The following is an 18,953-nucleotide window of genomic DNA, read 5'->3' as shown; positions in this document are numbered from 1 at the left end:
TGCCGCAACCGGCCCCGGAAGGGCGGGCGTGGTACTGAATCCAAACAATGACAATCAAAATTTCCATCGACTGCATGGGCGGAGATCACGGCCCCTCGGTCACCATCCCCGCAGCCCTCTCCTTTGTCAAACGCGAGTCCGACGCCGAACTCATCCTGGTCGGTCTGCAGGATGTCATCCACGCCGAGTTGAAGAAGCACCACGGCGAAAACCACCCCCGCATCAGCGTGCTGCACGCTTCGGAGCAGGTGACCATGGACGATCCGCTGGAGGTGGCGCTGCGCCGCAAGAAGGATTCCTCGATGCGTGTGGCCATCGAGCAGGTCAAGGATGGCAAGGCCCAGGCCTGCGTTTCGGCCGGCAATACCGGCGCGCTGATGGCCGTGGCCCGCTACGTGCTGAAAACCATGGCCGGCGTCGACCGTCCGGCCATCTGCAGCATCATGCCCAACCAGAAGGGCGGCCCCACCTACATGCTGGACCTGGGCGCGAATGTCGATTGCGAACCGCACCATTTGCACCAGTTCGCCATCATGGGCTCGGTGCTGGTCACCGCCATGGAAGGCATCGCCCGCCCCACCATCGGCCTGCTGAACGTGGGCACCGAAGATATCAAGGGCAACGAAGTGGTCAAGCTGACCGCCAAGCTGCTGCAGGCCGACAAGGAACGCGGCGCCCTCAATTACCACGGCAACGTGGAGGGCAACGATATCTTCAAGGGCACCACCGATGTGGTGGTATGCGACGGCTTCGTCGGCAACGTGACCCTGAAGGCGGTGGAGGGTGTGGCGCGCTTCTTTGCCGACACCATGCGCGCCGAGTTCACGCGCAGCGTGGTGACCAAGCTCAGCGCGCTGGTCGGCATGGGCGCCTTGAAGGCCATCCGGTCCAAGCTCAATCCCTCGCGCTACAACGGCGCCAGCCTGCTGGGGCTGCGCGGCCTGGTGTTCAAGAGCCACGGCAGCGCCGACGCCTATTCCTACGAGTGGGCCATCCGGCGGGCGTATGATGCTGCTAAAAACGACGTGTTGGCGAATCTGTCGAGCATGATTGCCGAACTGATGCCGCGCGACACGGAAACCCCGGTAATACCAAGCTCAACTACAAGCTCAACTATTTAGTGGATGGTGGAACGGCATGACTTTGTACAGCAAAATTAAAGGCACTGGCAGCTACCTGCCGGCCCGGCGGGTCACCAACCAGGACTTGACGGACCAGCTGGCTGCCAAGGGCATAGAGACGTCCGACGAATGGATCAGCACCCGCAGCGGCATCGCGGCGCGCCACTACGCCGCCGCCGATGAAAAGACCTCGGACCTGGCCGTGCACGCCGCGCGCCAGGCGCTGGACATGGCCGGCATGCGCCCGGACGATATCGACCTGATCATCGTGGCCAGCTCCACCCCCGACTTCTTCGGCAGCTTCCCCAGCACCGCCTGCATCGTGCAGAGCAAGCTGGGCATGAGCAACAACAGCGCCGCGCTGGACGTACAGGCCGTGTGCAGCGGCTTCGTCTACGCCGTCTCCACCGCCGACGCCTTCATCAAGTCCGGCGCCCACCGCAATGTGCTGGTGATAGGCGCGGAAGCCTTCTCGCGCATCCTCGATTTCAACGACCGCAGCACCTGCGTGTTGTTCGGCGACGGCGCCGGCGCCATCGTGCTGAGCGCCTCGGACGAGCCGGGCGTGCTGGCCACCAAGCTGCACGCCGACGGCCGCCATGCCGACATCCTGCGCGGCCCGGCCGCCGTGGACCAGGGCGCCATTGCCGGCGAAGCCTACCTGTACATGGATGGCCCGGCCGTGTTCAAGCTGGCCGTGTCGGTGCTGGAAAAGGTCGCGCATGAAGCGCTGGACCAGGCCGGCATGCCGGCCGGGCAGCTGGACTGGCTGGTGCCGCACCAGGCCAATATCCGCATCATGAACAGCACCGCCAAAAAGCTGGGCCTGCCCACGGAAAAGATGGTGGTGACGGTGGACCAGCACGGCAACACCTCGGCAGCCTCGATTCCACTGGCGCTGGACATCGCCGTGCGCGACGGCCGCATCAAGCCCGGCCACAACGTCATGATGGAAGGCGTGGGCGGCGGCTTCACCTGGGGCGCGGTCCTGGTGCGCATGTAGTTTTTTGCATTGCATTTAGAATTAGAATTCTAACGGCCCGCAAGTTGCCGCCATCTGTAGCGCAAGCGTCATGATGGCGTGCTAGTTTGCTGTGCCATCAAGATAAACGGATAACGAGATGACCAAATTCGCATTTGTATTCCCCGGCCAGGGTTCGCAGGCCATCGGCATGCTGGACGGCTTTGCCGGCAACCCGGTAGTGCAGCAAACCGTCGCCGAGGCGTCGGAAGCCCTGGGCGTGGACCTGGGCAAGCTGATGGCCGAAGGCCCCAAGGAAGACCTGGACCTGACCACCAACACCCAGCCCGTGATGCTGACCGCCGGCGTGGCGGCCTACCGTGCCTGGATCGCCGCCGGCGGTCCGGTTCCGTCCGTGGTGGCCGGCCACAGCCTGGGCGAATACTCGGCCCTGGTGGCGGCCGGCGTGATCGCCTTCAAGGATGCCGTGCCCCTGGTGCGCTTCCGCGCCCAGGCCATGCAGGAAGCCGTGCCGGTGGGGCAGGGCGCCATGGCCGTGGTGCTGGGCCTGTCGGATGGCGACGTGCGCGCGGCCTGCACCGAAGCGGTGGCCGACGATGCATCCCAAGTGGTGGAGGCCGTGAACTTCAACGCCCCGGCCCAGGTGGTGATTGCCGGCCATACGGCGGCAGTCGAGCGCGCCTGTGAGCTGGCCAAGGCCAAGGGCGCCAAGCGCGCCATGAAACTGCCGGTGTCGGCCCCATTCCACTCCTCGCTGTTGAAGCCGGCCTCGGACCGCCTGCGCGACTACATGGAGGGCCTGCAGTTCTCCGCTCCCCAAATCGAGCTGATCAACAACGTCGACGTGGCTGTGGTGAGCGACCCAGCCGCCATCAAGGACGCCCTGGTGCGCCAGGCCGCCAGCCCGGTGCGCTGGGTGGAAACCATGCAGAAGGTGGCCGCCGCCGGCGTCACCCAGGTGGTCGAGTGCGGCCCCGGCAAGGTGCTGATGGGCCTGGCCAAGCGCATCGATCCGGTGCTGGTGGGTGACGCCGTGTTCGACCAGGCCTCCCTGGACCGTATTTTGACCTCGCTCAAATAATGCGCGCCCGTCGCGCACTATCTTAACCAGACCAGAACATAGATTAAATTCAGCAAGGAAGCACATGACACTCGCACATCAAGTCGCCCTGGTCACGGGCGCATCGCGCGGCATCGGCAAGGCCATCGCACAGGAACTGGCGCGCCAGGGCGCGCGCGTGATCGGCACCGCCACCACCGAAGCCGGCGCGCAAGCCATTTCGGCCTACCTGGCCGAGATCGGCCCCGAAGCCGGCCGCGGCGCCGTGCTGAACGTGACCGATGCGCCGGCCTGCGCCGCCATTATCGACGCCATCGCCAAGGCCGAGGGCGCCGTATCCATCCTGGTCAACAACGCCGGCATCACCCAGGACCAGCTGGCCATGCGCATGAAGGACGAGGAGTGGGACAACGTGATCGCCACCAACCTGAACTCGGTGGGCCGGCTGTCGCGCGCCGTGCTGCGCGGCATGATGAAGGCCAAGGGCGGCCGCATCATCAACATCACCTCGGTGGTGGCCTCGTCCGGCAACCCGGGCCAGATCAACTACGCCGCCGCCAAGGCTGGCGTGGAAGGCATGACGCGCGCGCTGGCGCGTGAAATCGGCAGCCGCAACATCACCGTCAACAGCGTGGCGCCCGGCTTCATCGATACCGACATGACCAAGGCGCTGGGCGAGGAGCAGCACGCCGCCCTGCTGACCCAGATTCCGCTGGCGCGCCTCGGCACGCCGGAGGACATCGCCGCGGCGGTGGCCTTCCTGGCCTCGCCGCAGGCCGCCTACATCACGGGCACCACCCTGCACGTGAATGGCGGCATGTACATGAATTGATGGGTTTCGGGCATGAATAATGCCCGTACGCATCGTTTTAAGAGCGATTTCGGCACAATTAGCAGCAGACACCGAAATTAGTTTTTCAGTGCGCAAACCTGATAAAATGCGCGCTTTCCGTAACAAACATAATGGAGCCATAACATGTCGGATATCGAACAACGCGTTAAGAAAATCGTCGCTGAGCAACTGGGCGTGGCCGAAGCGGACATCAAGACCGAATCGTCTTTCGTGGACGACCTGGGCGCCGACTCGCTGGACACCGTGGAGCTGGTGATGGCCCTGGAAGACGAGTTCGAAATGGAAATCCCTGACGAACAAGCCGAAAAAATCACCACCGTGCAGCAAGCGATCGACTACGCGACCGCCCACGTCAAGGCCTAAGCCGGACATTCCGATCCACTCCAGGAGAATCGCTTGAGCCGTAATAAAAACCGTCGTGTTGTGATTACCGGCCTCGGCTGCGTAACGCCCGTCGGCAATACTGTTGCCGATGCGTGGAGCGCCATCGTCGAGGGCAAGTCCGGGATCGCCAACATCACCAAGTTTGATGCGCAGCCGTTCAGCACTCACTTCGCCGGCGAGGTGAAGGGCTTCAATATCGAGGATTACATCCCCGGCAAGGAAGCCCGCCACATGGATACCTTCATCCATTTCGGCATGGCAGCCGGCATACAGGCGGTCCAGGACTCGGGTCTGGTCGTCACCGAAGAGAACGCCGACCGCATCGGCGTGATCATCGGCTCGGGCATCGGCGGCCTGCCGATGATCGAGGAACAGAAGGAAGACTACGACAAGCGCGGCCCGCGCCGCATTTCGCCGTTCTTCGTGCCCGCCTCCATCATCAATATGATCTCGGGCAACCTGTCCATCAAGTACGGCATGCGCGGCCCCAACCTGTCCATCGTGACGGCCTGCACCACCGGCCTGCACAGCATAGGCGCGGCGGCCCGCCTGATCGAATACGGCGACGCCGACATCATGGTGGCCGGCGGCGCCGAATCCACCGTGTCGCCGCTGGGCCTGGGCGGTTTCGCCTCGGCCCGCGCGCTGTCCACCCGCAACGACGATCCGGCCACCGCGTCCCGTCCCTGGGACCAGGACCGCGACGGTTTCGTGCTGGGCGAGGGCGCCGGCGTCATGGTGCTGGAAGAATACGAGCACGCCAAGGCGCGCGGCGCCAAGATCTACGCCGAGCTGCTGGGCTTTGGCATGAGCGCCGACGCCTACCACATGACCTCGCCGCTGGAAGATGGCAGCGGCGGCAGCAAGGCCGTGATGTCGGCGCTGTCCTATGCCGGCATCAACGCCGACCAGGTGCAGTACCTGAACGCGCACGGCACCTCCACGCCGCTGGGCGACGTGGCGGAAGTGACCGGCATCAAGCGTACCTTTGGCGAGCACGCCAAGAAGCTGGTGGTGAACTCGACCAAGTCCATGACCGGCCACCTACTGGGCGGCGCCGGCGGCCTGGAAGCCGTATTTACCGTGCTGGCCGTGCACCACCAGGTGTCGCCGCCGACCATCAACATCTTCAACCAGGACCCCGCCTGCGACCTGGACTTCTGCGCCAACGTGGCGCGCGAGATGAAGATCGATTACGCCGTGAAGAACTCCTTCGGCTTCGGTGGGACCAACGGCAGCCTGGTGATCGGTAAAATCTAAGGGCCGCTTAAAAAGACCGTGGCGTCGTTGCGGGCCAAGGCCGGGGCGCCTCGCCGTGCAGGCGCACTGTCTTCGGCACCGCGCCTCGCCACGCTCTTTTGAATCGGCCCTGAAACCGCTTCAAAAAAAAGTACACAGCCTGTGAACTTTGCTCTGCCCGCCCTGTCCAAACAGGGTGAGCGTTGATTCGGTGCCGGCATTCGCCGGCACCAATCCCCCCGGTTTTCGAACCGGCGCTTCCATAGTGTTCCCCTTTTTTCGTTGTGGACTCCGTCCGGTAGCCGGCCATCGCCATGTCGATTGCGGTCTCTGCCATTGTTCGCCCCTCGGCGGGTATGCGTCGCCTGCAGGCCTGGTTCTGCCTGGCGCTGGGCATGTCCGCGCCTTGCTGCGCGCACTGGTGGGGCCTGCTGCCGCTGGCGGCCGCCGTGGCGGGATGGCTGATGGGGCGCCGCGCAACTGCGCTGCGCATTGACATTTCAGGTGTCGGGCAGTTGGGGCTGGCGGTATACCAGCAGATTGGGTATGAGCCGGCCCAGGCAGCAAGCCTGCTGGGCGGCTCTACCCTCTGGCCCTGGCTGTTGCTGCTGCGCGTGGCGCAGGCTGACGGCCGGACCGTGCTGCTGGCCGTGGCGCCGGATAGCGTGACGCCGGAGGAATTCCGGGCGCTGTCGCTGGCTTGCCGTGCGCTGGCCGCGCGCGGCGCCGCGCCGTCGCGCTAGCCCCGTCTCCACGAATGATGAACTTCTTGCAGCGGAATAACTCTATAGCGTATTGCTGGAGGCTCGCGTTGCAGGCCACCGAGGATATCGGGCGTGACTACCGAACGTGAGTGCGACCAGGTGCTGGTCGAGCGGGTCCAGGCGGGTGACAAGCAGGCGTTTGATTTGCTGGTATCCAAGTATCAGCGCCGGCTGATGCGCCTGCTGACGCGCATCGTCAACGATACGGCGGAAGCCGAGGACGTGGTGCAGGAAACCTTTATCAAGGCCTACCGCGCGCTGCGCCACTTCCGTGGCGATTCGGCTTTCTACACCTGGCTGTACCGCATCGGCATCAACACCGCCAAGAACGCCCTGGCCAACCAGGGCCGGCGGGTGGCGGTGGCCGACGCCGAGGAGCAGGCAGAGGGCTATGGCGATGGCGAGCAGCTACGCGACATCAATACGCCGGAATCCATGCTGGCCAGCAAGCAGATCGCCCAGACCGTGAACGCGGCCATGGACGCGCTGCCGGTGGACTTGCGCACCGCAATCGCGCTGCGCGAGATCGAAGGGCTGACATACGAGGAAATTTCCGACATCATGGCCTGTCCCATCGGCACTGTCCGCAGCCGCATCTTCCGGGCGCGCGAGGTGATCGCAGAAAAATTAAGACCGCTGCTCGACATTCCGGGCGACAAGCGGTGGTAAGGTGGGAGCGCTGATGGCTGGGAAACGTGATGGATACCTCGAATCGACTGCACAACTATATATCCGCCCTGGCCGATGGGGCCCTGCCGGAGGATGAGCGCGAGCTGGCGCTGGCGGCGCTGGCCACGCCCGAAGGGCAGGCCGCCTGGCGCGCCTATCACCTGGTGGGTGAGGCGCTGCGGGCCGGAGTGGCGGCCGTGCAGCCATCGGCGGCCATGGCGGAGCGGCTGGCGCGCCGCCTGGCGGACGAACCGCCGCTGCGCCCGGAGCAGCAAAACGCCGCGCCCGGCGCCGCCCATGCCCTTGAAAATCTGCCCTGACGGTTCAACTTGTGTAGGCGGCAACGCCGATTTCGCTTACCATGTGCTAGCCTTGCGTGCCGCTGGCGCATGCGGCGACAGAACTGAACTTGACCGAGACAGATACTTCCCATGAAAAATAATATCCTCGCTGGCAGTAAAACTCTTTCCGCGCTGATGGTCAGCGCCGGTGTCTTGTTTGCCCCCGCCGTGCTGGGGCTGGCGCCGCAGGCCCATGCCGCGTCCACCTCGGCCGTGGCCGGCTTGCCCGATTTTACCGAGCTGGTCGACAAGGCCGGCCCGGCTGTCGTCAACATCCGCACCACCGAGCGCCTCAGGCAGCGCCAGCGCGGCATGAATGGCATGAGCCCGGACGACATGCAGGAATTCTTCAACCGCTTCTTCGGCGGTAACATGCCGACCCCGAACGCGCCGCGCGGCCAGCGCCGCCAGCAGCCGCCGCAGCAGCAGCCGGATAACGACGAGCAGGTCGACCGCGGCGTCGGCTCCGGCTTCATCATCTCGGCCGACGGCTACGTCATGACCAACGCCCACGTGGTGGAGGGCGCCGACGAGGTCTACGTGACCCTGACCGACAAGCGCGAATTCAAGGCCAAGGTGCTGGGCACCGACCCGCGCACCGACGTCGCCCTGATCAAGATCGAGGGCGACAAGCTGCCCACCGTGGTGCTGGGTGATTCCGACAAGATCCGCGCCGGCGAATGGGTGATCGCCATCGGCTCGCCGTTCAACCTGGAAAACACGGTCACGGCCGGCATCATCTCGGCCAAGTCGCGCGACACCGGCGAATACCTGCCGCTGATCCAGAGCGACGTGGCGGTCAACCCCGGCAACTCCGGTGGCCCGCTGATCAATATGCGGGGCGAGGTGATCGGCATCAATTCGCAGATTGCCACCCTGTCCGGCGGCTATAACGGTATTTCCTTTGCCGTGCCCATCGACGAGGCCATGCGTGTCATCGAGCAGATCAAGAAGTCCGGCAAGGTCACCCGTGGCCGCATCGGCGTGCAGATCGGCGACGTCACCAAGGAAGTGGCGGAATCGCTGGGCCTGAAGACTGCCCAGGGCGCCAGCGTGTCGCTGGTGGAGCCGGGCGGCCCCGCCGACAAGGCCGGCATCAAGCCGGGCGACATCATCCTGAAATTCAACGGCACCCCGATCACGCGCCGCAGCGACCTGCCGCGCGCCGTCGGCGCCGCCCCGCTGGACAAGAAAGCCACTGTGACGGTGTGGCGCAAGGGCGCCTCCATCGACCTGCAGGTCGATGTGGCTGACCTGGACGGCGAGAAAGCGGCAGCCAAGGGCAAGGGCAAGGACAAGGATGACGACCAGGCCCAGCCCGCACCGGGCAAGGCCAACGCCCTGGGCTTCAAGGTAGCCGACCTGACGGCTGCCCAGAAACGCCAGCTGGGCCTGGACGGCGGCGTGATGGTTACCGCCACCGAGGGCGCAGCCGAGCGCGCGGGCCTGCAGGAAGGCGATGTGCTGCTGCAGCTGAACAATATCGAGCTCAAGGACGCCAAGCAGTTCAATGCGGCCGTGGCCAAGCTCGACGCCCGGAAGCCGGCCGTGGTGCTGGTGCGGCGCGGCGACGTGGCCCAGTTCATCTACCTGCGCCCCAGCACCAAGTAAGAGGCAGGCCGGGGAGGGCCATGCCTTCCCCGGCATACGCATGCATTTCACCCTCTACTCGCGCAGTTATTGCCATTTATGCCAGGACATGCTGGAGGCGCTGCTGCGCCTGCGCACTCCGGAACGCCCGTTCACGGTGGACGTGATCGACGTGGACGCCGATCCGGCCCTGGTGGAGCGCTACGACGAGCTGGTGCCGGTCCTGTACGCCAGCCTGGACCAGCCCGAGCTGTGCCATTATTTCCTCGATGAAGACAAGGTCAGGGCGGCCTTGGCCTTAAATAAAGATTAACTCCTGCATATTCAGCCCGCCCGGCATGTCATAAACCGGGATTTCCACTCTGAAATCCGGTAAAATGGCTATCTGGAACAGCTTCCGTATTGCGTAATCCGACAGTCAGCAAGGCGCTCGCCAGGGCCACCGGCCCCGCTCGGAGCGCTTTTTTTGTGTTGCGCCGCCGCGCTGTCCACGCTGACCGCTTACGCCCGTCGTCCTTATCCGTCTGAATTTTAATGAACAACATACGCAATTTCTCCATCATCGCCCACATCGACCACGGCAAATCGACCCTGGCCGACCGCATCATCCAGCTGTGCGGCGGCCTGTCCGAGCGCGAGATGGAGGCGCAGGTGCTCGATTCCATGGACCTGGAGCGCGAGCGCGGCATCACCATCAAGGCCCAGACCGCGGCCCTGCAGTACAAGGCGCGCAACGGCGAGGTGTACAACCTGAACCTGATCGACACCCCGGGCCACGTGGACTTCTCGTACGAAGTGTCGCGTTCGCTGTCGGCCTGCGAAGGCGCGCTGCTGGTGGTGGACGCCTCGCAGGGCGTGGAAGCCCAGACCGTGGCCAACTGCTATACCGCGCTCGACCTGGGCGTGGAAGTGGTGCCGGTGCTCAACAAGATCGACTTGCCCAACGCCGACCCGCCGACCGCCATTGCCGAGATCGAGGACGTGATCGGCATCGAGGCCGGCGACGCCGTGCACTGCTCGGCCAAGACCGGCCTGGGCGTGGAAGACGTGCTGGAATCCATTATCGCCAAGGTGCCGGCGCCCAAGGGTGACGCCAATGCCCCGCTGCAGGCCCTGATCATCGACTCCTGGTACGACGCCTATGTGGGCGTGGTGATGCTGGTGCGCGTGGTCAACGGCACCTTGAAACCCAAGGACAAGATCAAGCTGATGGCCACCGATTCGGTGCAGTTGGTGGAAGACATCGGGATCTTCTCGCCGCGCTCGGTCTCGCTGCCGCAGTTGACGGCCGGCCAGGTGGGCTTCGTGATCGCCGGCATCAAGGAACTGAAGGCCGCCAAGGTGGGCGATACCATCACCCTGGCCAGCCATCCGGCGCCGGCGCCGCTGCCCGGCTTCAAGGAAGTGCAGCCGCAGGTGTTTGCCGGCCTGTTCCCGGTCGAAGCCAACCAGTACGACGCCCTGCGCGACTCGCTGGAAAAGCTCAAGCTGAACGACGCCGCCCTGATGTACGAGCCGGAAGTGTCGCAGGCGCTGGGCTTCGGCTTCCGCTGCGGCTTCCTGGGCCTGCTGCACATGGAAATCGTGCAGGAGCGCCTGGAGCGCGAATTCGACATGGACCTGATCACCACCGCGCCCACCGTGGTGTACGAGGTCGAGCTGCGCGACGGTTCCGTGATCAAGGTGGACAACCCCTCGCGCATGCCGGACACCACCAAGATCAACGAGATCCGCGAGCCCATCGTCACTGTCAACCTGTACATGCCGCAGGAATACGTGGGCTCGGTCATCACGCTCTGTATCGGCAAGCGCGGCGTGCAGATGGACATGAGCTACCACGGCCGCCAGGTCAAGCTGGTGTACGAAATGCCGATGGGCGAGATCGTGCTGGACTTCTTCGACAAGCTGAAATCCACCTCGCGCGGCTACGCCTCCATGGACTACGAGTTCAAGGAATACCGCCCGTCCGACGTGGTGAAAGTGGACATGCTGATCAACGGCGAGAAGGTGGACGCGCTGGCCATCATCGTGCACCGCTCCAACAGCCAGTACCGCGGGCGCCAGGTGGCGGCCAAGATGCGCGAGCTGATCCCGCGCCAGATGTTCGACGTGGCCATCCAGGCCGCCATCGGCGTGAACGTGATTTCGCGCGAGAACGTCAAGGCGCTGCGCAAGAATGTGCTGGCCAAGTGCTATGGCGGCGACGTCAGCCGTAAGAAGAAGCTGCTGGAAAAGCAAAAAGCAGGTAAAAAACGCATGAAGCAGGTGGGCTCGGTGGAGATCCCGCAAGAGGCGTTCCTGGCAATCTTACAAGTGGAAGAGAAATGAATCTGCAAGTGATCTTGGGTAATTTCGCTTTAATCCTGTTCGTGCTGATGGTGGTCACGGGCGTGATCTGGTGCCTGGACGTGTTCTACCTGGCCAAGCAGCGCCGCGCCGCCGCCGACCGCGCCCTGGCCGACTACGACGCCCGCCACGCCAGGCTGACCGCCGACGGCATCAAGGCCGACAGCGGCTCCAGCCGCGCCAGCATCGAGGCGGCGCTGCTGCGCCAGCCGACCTGGATCGAGTATTCGGGCAGCTTCTTCCCCGTGATCGCCCTGGTGTTCTTCCTGCGCTCCTTCCTCTACGAGCCATTCAAGATCCCATCCTCGTCCATGGTGCCGACCCTGCTGGTGGGCGACCTGATACTGGTGAACAAGTTTACCTATGGCATCCGCTTGCCGGTGATTAACAAGAAAATCATCCAGATCAACGACCCGCAGCGCGGCGACGTGATGGTGTTCAAGTACCCGCTGGACATGTCGCAGGACTACATCAAGCGCGTAATCGGCGTTCCCGGTGATAAGATCACCTACGAGAACAAGCGCCTGACGGTGAACGGCAAGGAAGTGCAGTACACGCCGCTGGACGACTACCTGGATGAGGAACACCTGGTCTACAACAAGCAGTACACGGAAAACCTGACCGGCGTGGCGCACAAGATCCTCAACAACGAGGCCGCGCCCACCCTCAACCTGGCCGACGTGCGCCAGTTCCCGCACAATGACGCCTGCACCTACAAGTACGAAGGTTTCACTTGCGTGGTGCCTGCGGGTAACTACTTTATGATGGGCGACAACCGCGACAACAGCGCGGACAGCCGCTACTGGGGCTTTGTGCCCGACAAGAATATCGTCGGCAAGGCCTTCTTCGTATGGATGAACCTCGGCAACCTGCGCCGCATAGGCGGCATACACTGAGCGGCAAAGGGGCTAACATGTATATCGGGCGGCACGCGGGCGGGCGGCACGCGGGCGGGCGGCACGCGGGCATTGTGTTCAGCAAGGACAACGGCGTAACGGAAGTCAGTTTCGCCTACAAAAAGAAAATTCCGCTGGCCGGGCCGGCCAGCCTGCTGCTGGAATACTCGGGCAGCACCGCCCAAGAACCACAAGTAAAGACAAGTACAAACCCATGAATCTACAGTTATTGCAAACCCGCTTAGGCTACACGTTCCAGGATGCTGGCTTGCTGCAGCAGGCCCTGACGCACCGTAGCCACAGCGGTGCGCATAACGAGCGGCTGGAATTCCTGGGCGACTCCGTGCTGAACTGCGTGGTGGCCTCCATCCTGTACGAGCGCTTCCTCAACATCGACGAGGGCGATTTGTCGCGCCTGCGCGCCAACTTGGTCAAGCAGCAGTCGCTGTTCGAGATCGCCCAGAAGCTGGAGCTGTCGCAATTCCTGCGCCTGGGCGAGGGCGAGCTGAAATCGGGCGGCTTCCGCCGTCCCTCCATCCTGGCCGACACCCTGGAGGCGCTGCTGGGCGCGATCTTCCTCGATGGCGGCTTCGACCGCGCCAGCGCCACCATACGCTCGTTCTACATTCCCATCCTGGATTCGGTCGATCCCCAGACCCTGGGCAAGGATGCCAAGACCCTGCTGCAGGAATACCTGCAGAGCCGCAAGATTTCGCTGCCGCAGTACAATGTGGTGGCCACCCTGGGCGCCGCCCACAGCCAGGAATTCGAGATCGAGTGCCTGGTGCCCAAGCTGGGCATACAGGTCTACGGCCGTGGCGGCAGCCGCCGCGCCGGCGAACAGGCCGCCGCCCGCCTGGCGCTGGATGCGGCCGAGCAAGCATTGCAAAAGACCCCGGCGGCCGGCCGCAAGCCCCGTCCGCGCGCGGCCCAGCTCAAGCTGGCCGGCATCGCCACCAACCAGAGCGATGTCCCGGACGACGAACCCGCCAAGCTGGCGAAACGATAAACACGCTGCAGGACCGCCATGACCACCGCACCCACACCCGCCAATTTCCGTTGTGGCTATATCGCCATCGTTGGCCGCCCCAACGTGGGCAAATCGACCCTGATGAACGCCTTGATCGGCGCCAAGGTCAGTATCACCTCGCGCAAGGCGCAGACCACGCGCCACCGCATCACGGGCATCCAGACCGTGGAGGATGCGCAGTTCATCTACGTGGACACGCCGGGCTTCCAGACGCGCCACGCCAATGCGCTCAACAACACCCTGAACAAGACTGTCACCAACACCCTGATCTCGTCGGACGTGATCCTGTTCGTGATCGAGGCCGGCACCTTCGGCCCGGCCGACCAGCAGGTGCTGGACTTGCTGCCCACCGAAGTGCCGGTGATACTGGTGGTGAACAAGTCCGACCGCGCCAAGGACAAGGCGGTGCTGCTGCCCTTCGTCCAGCAGGTGGCCGCCAAACGCGACTTCGCCGCCATTGTGCCGGTGTCGGCCAAGCTGCGCTTCCAGCTGGACGGCCTGGAGCGCGAGATCAAGAACTTCCTGCCCGAAAACGAGGCCATCTTCGGCCCGGACGACATCACCGACCGCAGCGAGAAGTTCCTCGCCTCCGAGATCGTGCGTGAAAAGCTGTTCCGCTTCGTCGGCGACGAGCTGCCCTACACCAGCACGGTGCTGATCGAAAAGTTCGAGCAGGAGGGCAATCTGCGCCGCGTGTTCGCCGCCATTCTGGTGGAGCGCGACGGCCACAAGTCCATGGTGATCGGTAACAAGGGAGCGCGCTTGAAGGATATCTCGACCCAGGCCCGGATCGACATGGAAAAGCTGTTCGGCGGCCCGGTGTACCTGGAAATCTGGGTCAAGGTCAAATCCGGCTGGGCCGACAACGAAGCCGGTCTGCGCGCCTACGGCTACGAGTAAGGCGCAGGCGCAGCGCATGTCCAGCCTCATGCCAGACGCGCCGACGGCGCCCGCCGAGCCGGCCCATGTTGAGACTGCGCCCGCTGAGACTGCGCCCGCTGAGCCGGCAGCATCAGCCCGCCTGCAGGCTGGGGCCGCCGCGCCGGCCCGCGCCGAGGCGGCTTCCAGGCGCGCCCGCGCCCCGGCGCGTGAGCGCACCGTGGGCACCAAGGTGGCGGGACAGCCGGCCTTCGTACTGCACAGCTATCCCTACAAGGAAACCAGCCTCATCATCGATCTGTTCACGCGCGACTATGGCCGCGTGGCCCTGATCGCCAAGGGCGCCAAGCGGCCGCACTCGGCCCTGCGCGGCGTGCTGCAGACTTTCCAGCCGCTGTCCTCCAGCTGGGTAGGCAAGGCCGAGCTGCGCACGCTGACCGACGCCGAATGGGTGGGCGGCATGCTGCCGCTGGAGAAGACCGCGCTCTTGTGCGGCTTCTACCTGAACGAGCTGCTGGTCAAGCTGCTCGCGCGTGACGATGCCCATCCGGCCCTGTTCGACCATTACGTCTCCACCCTGAACCAGCTGGCGCACGGCGAGCCGGCCACCATCGTCTTGCGAAAATTCGAACGGGCCTTACTTAAGGAGACGGGCGTGGCAGCCGACCTGCGGCGCTGCACGGCAACGCGCTCGCCGGTGCTGGCCGAGGGTGTGTACGTGGTCGACCCCGAGCGCGGCCCGCGGCCCGAGCTGGCTTCCGACGTGTGGCCGCGCGTGGCCGGCAAGACCCTGCTGGACATGGAAAACGAGGATTACGGCGACAGCGCCACCCAGGCCCAGAGCAAGCAGCTGATGCGCTTCCTGCTGGCCCACCACCTGGGCGGCGCACCGCTCAACACGCGCCAGATCCTGATCGATCTGCTGCAGTTATAAACCTGCTAAACCATATATACCATGAGCTTTCTGCATCCCGTAGGTTCCCTCATCGACCTGGGCGTCAACATCGACCACGTGGCCACCCTGCGCAATGCGCGCGGCACTGCCTATCCTGACCCTATCCGCGCTGCGCTGCTGGCCGAGCAGGCCGGCGCCGACAGCATCACCCTGCACCTGCGCGAGGACCGCCGCCACATCAAGGACGCCGACGTGATCGCCCTGGCGCCGCAGCTGCAGACGCGCATGAACCTGGAAGCGGCCGTGACCCAGGAAATGATCGATTTCGCCTGCCGCATCAAGCCGGCCGACGTTTGCCTGGTGCCGGAAAAGCGCACCGAGATCACCACCGAGGGCGGGCTGGACGTGGTGGGCCATTTCAACGCCGTGCAGGCCGCCGTCAGGCAGCTGCAGGCCGAGGGCATACGGGTCAGCCTGTTCATCGACGCCGACGAGCGCCAGATCGCCGCCACCGCCGAGATCGGCGCACCGGTGATCGAGCTGCACACCGGCCGCTATGCCGACACCGAGGGCGCCGAACAGCAGGCGGAACTGGAACGCATCAAGGCCGGGGTGCGCTACGGCGTCGAGCGCGGCCTGGTCGTCAACGCAGGCCACGGCCTGCATTACACCAATGTGCAGGCGATTGCCGCCATCCCCGACATCGCGGAACTGAACATCGGCCACGCCATCGTGGCCCACGCCGTATTCGTGGGCTGGGAAAACGCCGTGCGCGAAATGAAGGCCATCATGGTCTCGACGCGGCTGGGCGCCAAGTGATTTACGGCATAGGCACCGATATCTGCAAGATCCCGCGCATGGCGCAGGCCCTGGCGCGCCAGGGCGAACGCTTCGCGCGGCGGATATTGGGGCCGGCCGAGATGGAGGAATACCTGGCGCGCGGCGCACGCCACCCGGAGCGCGGGGTGCGTTACGCCGCCACCCGCTTCGCCGCCAAGGAAGCGTTTTCCAAGGCGCTGGGCCTGGGCCTGCGCCCGCCCATGAGCTGGCGCCTGGCGCAGCTGGAGAACGGGGAGGGCGGCAAGCCGCGCATCGTGTGCGGCGGCGCCCTGGCGGACTACATGGAACAACACGGATTATCGGCGCAGGTGTCGATCAGCGACGAGGAGGATTACGCCGTCGCTTTCGTCATCGTCGAACAAAGGCAGGCAAGCAGTGACTGACGAAGCTATCATTCCCGACCCGCGCGAGCAAGTGCTGGCCACCGTGGCCAGGCTGCCCAACCTGCCGGGCGTGTACCGCTATTTCGATGCGGCCGACAACGTGCTTTACGTAGGCAAGGCGCGCGACCTGAAAAAGCGCGTCTCCAGCTACTTCCAGAAGAACCTGGCCAGCCCGCGCATCGCCATGATGGTGGAGCGCATCGCGCGCCTGGAGACCACCGTCACCCACAGCGAGGCCGAGGCACTGATCCTGGAAAACAACCTGATCAAGGCCCTGCAGCCGCGCTACAACATCCTGTTCCGCGACGATAAGTCCTATCCCTACCTGAAGATCACGGGCGGCGACTCGCCGCGCATGGTCTATTACCGGGGCGCGCTGGACAAGAAGAACCAGTACTTCGGGCCTTTCCCCAGCTCCTGGGCGGTCAAGGAATCCATGCAGATCCTGCAGAAGGTGTTCCGGATCCGCACTTGCGAGGACAGCGTGTACGCCAACCGCACCCGGCCCTGCCTGCTGAACCAGATCGGCCGCTGCAGCGGCCCCTGCGTGGACCTGATCAGCAAGGAAGACTACCAGGTCGATGTCGACAACGCGGCGCGCTTCCTGCGCGGGCGCACCAGCGAAGTGCTGGAAGACCTGGAAAAGAAAATGCACGGCTACGCGGCCGAACTCAAGTTCGAGCAGGCCGCCGCGGTGCGCAACCAGATCCAGTCGCTGTCGCGCGTGCTGCACCAGCAAAGCATGGAGATTAGCGGCGACGCCGACGTCGACATCATCGCCGTGCTGGTGCAGGGCGGGCGCGCCTGCGTCAACCTGGCCATGGTGCGCGGCGGACGCCACCTGGGCGACCGCGCCTACTTCCCCAACCACGTGGGCGACGCCGCCGCCATCGCGGAAGACCCGATCGAGGTCGAGGTGCTGGCCGCCTTCCTGGTCCAGCACTACACCGAGAAATTCATTCCGGGCACCCTGATCCTCAACATCGAGTTCGACCAGCCGGCCCTGATGGTGGCGCTGCAGGAGCAGTGCGGCCACCGCATCAACCTGGTGTTCCAGCCGCAGGGCCAGCGCCGCCAGTGGCTGGAGCTGGCGCACAAGGGCGCCGAGATCTCGCTGGCGCGGCTGCTGTCCGAGCAGGGTTCGCAGCTCTCGCGCACCCGTGCCCTGGCCGAGGCGCTCAACCTGGAAAGCGACGACCTGGACGCGCTGCGGGTGGAATGCTTCGACATCAGCCACACGCAGGGCGAAGCGACCCAGGCCTCTTGCGTGGTGTTCCACCACCACCAGATGCAGAACGGCGAATACCGCCGCTACAACATCAACGACATCACGCCCGGCGACGACTACGCCGCCATGCGCCAGGTGCTGATGCGGCGCTACGAGAAGGTGGCCAACGGCGATGGCGTGATGCCGGACGTGGTGCTGATCGACGGCGGCAAGGGCCAGATCGAAATGGCGCGCCAGGTGTTCGTGGAACTGGGGCTGGATACCAGCTTGATCGTCGGCGTGGCCAAGGGTGAGGGCCGCCGCGTCGGCCTGGAGACCCTGATGTTCGTCGATGGCAGGCCAGCGCAGGAGCTGGGCAAGGAATCGGCGGCGCTGATGCTGGTGGCGCAGATCCGCGACGAGGCGCACCGCTTCGCCATCACCGGCATGCGCGCCAAGCGCGCCAAGACGCGACAGACCTCGCGCCTGGAAGAGATCGAGGGCATAGGCGCCAAGCGCCGCCAGCGCTTGCTGGCGCGCTTTGGCGGCCTGCGCGGCGTGGTCAACGCCAGCGTGGAAGACTTGATGCAGGTGGAAGGCATCTCCAGCGCGCTAGCCGAAGAAATATACCGCCAGCTCCATTGATCAGCCGTGCGCTGGTTAAAAGGTCAACGGCAGGGTAGACTAGCGGCGCATTACCTGATTTCATGGCCGCCGATCCCCTGAACTATGCCTTTTAATATACCGATTCTGTTGACCTGGTTGCGCGTCGCGCTGATTCCCCTGGTGGTGGGGGTGTACTATCTGCCGGTGTCGTGGCTGCCGCAGCAGGACCAGAACCTGGCCGCCACCCTGGTGTTCATCATCGCCGCCGTGACCGACTGGTTCGACGGCTTCCTGGCGCGGCGCTGGAACCAGACCTCGGCCTTCGGCGCCTTCCTCGATCCCGTGGCCGACAAGCTGATGGTGGCTGGCGCGCTGCTGGTGCTGGTGCAGCTGGACCGCGCCAACGCCGTACTGTCCTTCATCATCATCGGGCGCGAGATCGCCATTTCCGCCTTGCGCGAATGGATGGCCCAGATCGGCGCCTCCAAGTCGGTGGCGGTCAGCTCGCTCGGCAAGATCAAGACCACGGCCCAGATGACGGCCATCCCGCTGCTGCTGTTCCACGACGTGCTGCTGGGCGCCATCGACACCCAGGTGTGGGGCTCGGCCCTGCTGGTGGTGGCCGCCGTACTGACCGTGTGGTCGATGTTCTACTACCTGCGCCTGGCCTGGCCGCTGATCAAGGAAAAGGCCGGCACACTGTAGGCAAGGTTTTTAAATCGATCAACGATTTGCCATTGACAGCGGCTATAGAACCTCTATAATGCTGGCCTGTTGTTGATGACGACGAAGCGGGAGTAGCTCAGTTGGTAGAGCGCAACCTTGCCAAGGTTGAGGTCGAGAGTTCGAGACTCTTCTCCCGCTCCAG

Annotated in this window: 21 protein-coding genes and 1 tRNA gene; all 22 read left to right on the top strand. The window is 64.5% G+C overall.

Annotated elements, in window-relative coordinates:
- The first annotated feature begins 47 nt into the window (after positions 1 to 47).
- The 22 genes from plsX (at position 48) to ACLB1G_RS17890 (ending at position 18,952) form a co-directional block, all read left to right on the top strand.
- The gene (gene plsX / locus ACLB1G_RS17995) at positions 48 to 1,121 is read left to right on the top strand and encodes a phosphate acyltransferase PlsX (RefSeq protein ID WP_491628614.1); all 1,074 of its coding nucleotides are present in this window, start codon (positions 48 to 50) and stop codon (positions 1,119 to 1,121) included.
- A 16-nt stretch (positions 1,122 to 1,137) separates the two neighbouring features.
- A complete protein-coding gene (locus ACLB1G_RS17990; protein ID WP_491628613.1) occupies positions 1,138 to 2,124 on the top strand; it encodes a beta-ketoacyl-ACP synthase III in 987 nt (328 codons plus the stop codon).
- A gap of 118 nt (positions 2,125 to 2,242) precedes the next feature.
- Complete coding sequence (gene fabD / locus ACLB1G_RS17985) at positions 2,243 to 3,184, top strand: ACP S-malonyltransferase (protein WP_491628612.1); 942 nt, start codon at positions 2,243 to 2,245, stop codon at positions 3,182 to 3,184.
- 64 nt (positions 3,185 to 3,248) lie between these two features.
- Positions 3,249 to 3,995, top strand: coding sequence for a 3-oxoacyl-ACP reductase FabG (gene fabG, locus ACLB1G_RS17980; RefSeq protein ID WP_491628611.1), 747 nt, complete (start codon positions 3,249 to 3,251; stop codon positions 3,993 to 3,995).
- Positions 3,996 to 4,139: 144 nt separating this feature from the next.
- Positions 4,140 to 4,379, top strand: a complete 240-nt coding sequence (gene acpP / locus ACLB1G_RS17975; RefSeq protein ID WP_055936274.1) for an acyl carrier protein — start codon at positions 4,140 to 4,142, stop codon at positions 4,377 to 4,379.
- A 33-nt stretch (positions 4,380 to 4,412) separates the two neighbouring features.
- Positions 4,413 to 5,660, top strand: a complete 1,248-nt coding sequence (gene fabF, locus ACLB1G_RS17970) for a beta-ketoacyl-ACP synthase II (protein WP_491628610.1) — start codon at positions 4,413 to 4,415, stop codon at positions 5,658 to 5,660.
- A gap of 293 nt (positions 5,661 to 5,953) precedes the next feature.
- Entirely contained in the window at positions 5,954 to 6,382 is a 429-nt protein-coding gene (locus ACLB1G_RS17965; protein ID WP_491628609.1) for a protein YgfX, read from the top strand.
- Between the two features lie 93 nt (positions 6,383 to 6,475).
- On the top strand, positions 6,476 to 7,072 hold the full coding sequence (gene rpoE, locus ACLB1G_RS17960; protein WP_491628608.1) for an RNA polymerase sigma factor RpoE: 597 nt from the start codon (positions 6,476 to 6,478) through the stop codon (positions 7,070 to 7,072).
- A gap of 29 nt (positions 7,073 to 7,101) precedes the next feature.
- Positions 7,102 to 7,392 (top strand): sigma-E factor negative regulatory protein, encoded by a 291-nt coding sequence (locus ACLB1G_RS17955; protein WP_491628607.1) that lies wholly within the window; start codon positions 7,102 to 7,104, stop codon positions 7,390 to 7,392.
- 156 nt (positions 7,393 to 7,548) lie between these two features.
- On the top strand, positions 7,549 to 9,024 hold the full coding sequence (locus ACLB1G_RS17950) for a DegQ family serine endoprotease (protein WP_491628606.1): 1,476 nt from the start codon (positions 7,549 to 7,551) through the stop codon (positions 9,022 to 9,024).
- Positions 9,025 to 9,064: 40 nt separating this feature from the next.
- The gene (locus ACLB1G_RS17945; RefSeq protein ID WP_491628605.1) at positions 9,065 to 9,316 is read left to right on the top strand and encodes a glutaredoxin family protein; all 252 of its coding nucleotides are present in this window, start codon (positions 9,065 to 9,067) and stop codon (positions 9,314 to 9,316) included.
- A 221-nt stretch (positions 9,317 to 9,537) separates the two neighbouring features.
- Positions 9,538 to 11,331: a translation elongation factor 4 gene (gene lepA, locus ACLB1G_RS17940; protein ID WP_491628604.1), complete on the top strand. Its 1,794-nt coding sequence runs from the start codon at positions 9,538 to 9,540 to the stop codon at positions 11,329 to 11,331.
- The gene (lepB, locus tag ACLB1G_RS17935; RefSeq protein WP_491628603.1) at positions 11,328 to 12,245 is read left to right on the top strand and encodes a signal peptidase I; all 918 of its coding nucleotides are present in this window, start codon (positions 11,328 to 11,330) and stop codon (positions 12,243 to 12,245) included. The genes lepA and lepB overlap by 4 nt, the downstream gene beginning before the upstream one ends.
- A gap of 17 nt (positions 12,246 to 12,262) precedes the next feature.
- On the top strand, positions 12,263 to 12,463 hold the full coding sequence (locus tag ACLB1G_RS17930; protein WP_491628602.1) for a hypothetical protein: 201 nt from the start codon (positions 12,263 to 12,265) through the stop codon (positions 12,461 to 12,463).
- Positions 12,460 to 13,254: a ribonuclease III gene (rnc, locus tag ACLB1G_RS17925; RefSeq protein ID WP_491628601.1), complete on the top strand. Its 795-nt coding sequence runs from the start codon at positions 12,460 to 12,462 to the stop codon at positions 13,252 to 13,254. Before ACLB1G_RS17930 ends, rnc begins: the two co-directional genes overlap by 4 nt.
- Before the next feature lie 18 nt (positions 13,255 to 13,272).
- Positions 13,273 to 14,175 carry a GTPase Era gene (gene era, locus ACLB1G_RS17920; protein WP_491628600.1) on the top strand — a complete coding sequence of 301 codons (903 nt, stop codon included), beginning with the start codon at positions 13,273 to 13,275 and terminating at the stop codon, positions 14,173 to 14,175.
- A 16-nt stretch (positions 14,176 to 14,191) separates the two neighbouring features.
- The gene (recO, locus tag ACLB1G_RS17915) at positions 14,192 to 15,088 is read left to right on the top strand and encodes a DNA repair protein RecO (RefSeq protein ID WP_491628599.1); all 897 of its coding nucleotides are present in this window, start codon (positions 14,192 to 14,194) and stop codon (positions 15,086 to 15,088) included.
- Between the two features lie 21 nt (positions 15,089 to 15,109).
- Positions 15,110 to 15,868 (top strand): pyridoxine 5'-phosphate synthase, encoded by a 759-nt coding sequence (gene pdxJ, locus ACLB1G_RS17910; RefSeq protein ID WP_491628598.1) that lies wholly within the window; start codon positions 15,110 to 15,112, stop codon positions 15,866 to 15,868.
- On the top strand, positions 15,865 to 16,272 hold the full coding sequence (gene acpS / locus ACLB1G_RS17905) for a holo-ACP synthase (RefSeq protein WP_491628597.1): 408 nt from the start codon (positions 15,865 to 15,867) through the stop codon (positions 16,270 to 16,272). Before pdxJ ends, acpS begins: the two co-directional genes overlap by 4 nt.
- Positions 16,265 to 18,124 carry an excinuclease ABC subunit UvrC gene (gene uvrC / locus ACLB1G_RS17900; RefSeq protein ID WP_491628596.1) on the top strand — a complete coding sequence of 620 codons (1,860 nt, stop codon included), beginning with the start codon at positions 16,265 to 16,267 and terminating at the stop codon, positions 18,122 to 18,124. Before acpS ends, uvrC begins: the two co-directional genes overlap by 8 nt.
- An 84-nt stretch (positions 18,125 to 18,208) precedes the next feature.
- Positions 18,209 to 18,790, top strand: coding sequence for a CDP-diacylglycerol--glycerol-3-phosphate 3-phosphatidyltransferase (pgsA, locus tag ACLB1G_RS17895; protein WP_491628595.1), 582 nt, complete (start codon positions 18,209 to 18,211; stop codon positions 18,788 to 18,790).
- 86 nt (positions 18,791 to 18,876) lie between these two features.
- Positions 18,877 to 18,952: transfer RNA gene (locus tag ACLB1G_RS17890), tRNA-Gly, on the top strand.
- Position 18,953 lies beyond the last annotated feature (1 nt).

The organism is Duganella kummerowiae, assembly GCF_053572355.1.
Note: the sequence above shows the minus strand (reverse complement) of the source record. Positions and strands in the feature narration are given on the sequence as shown.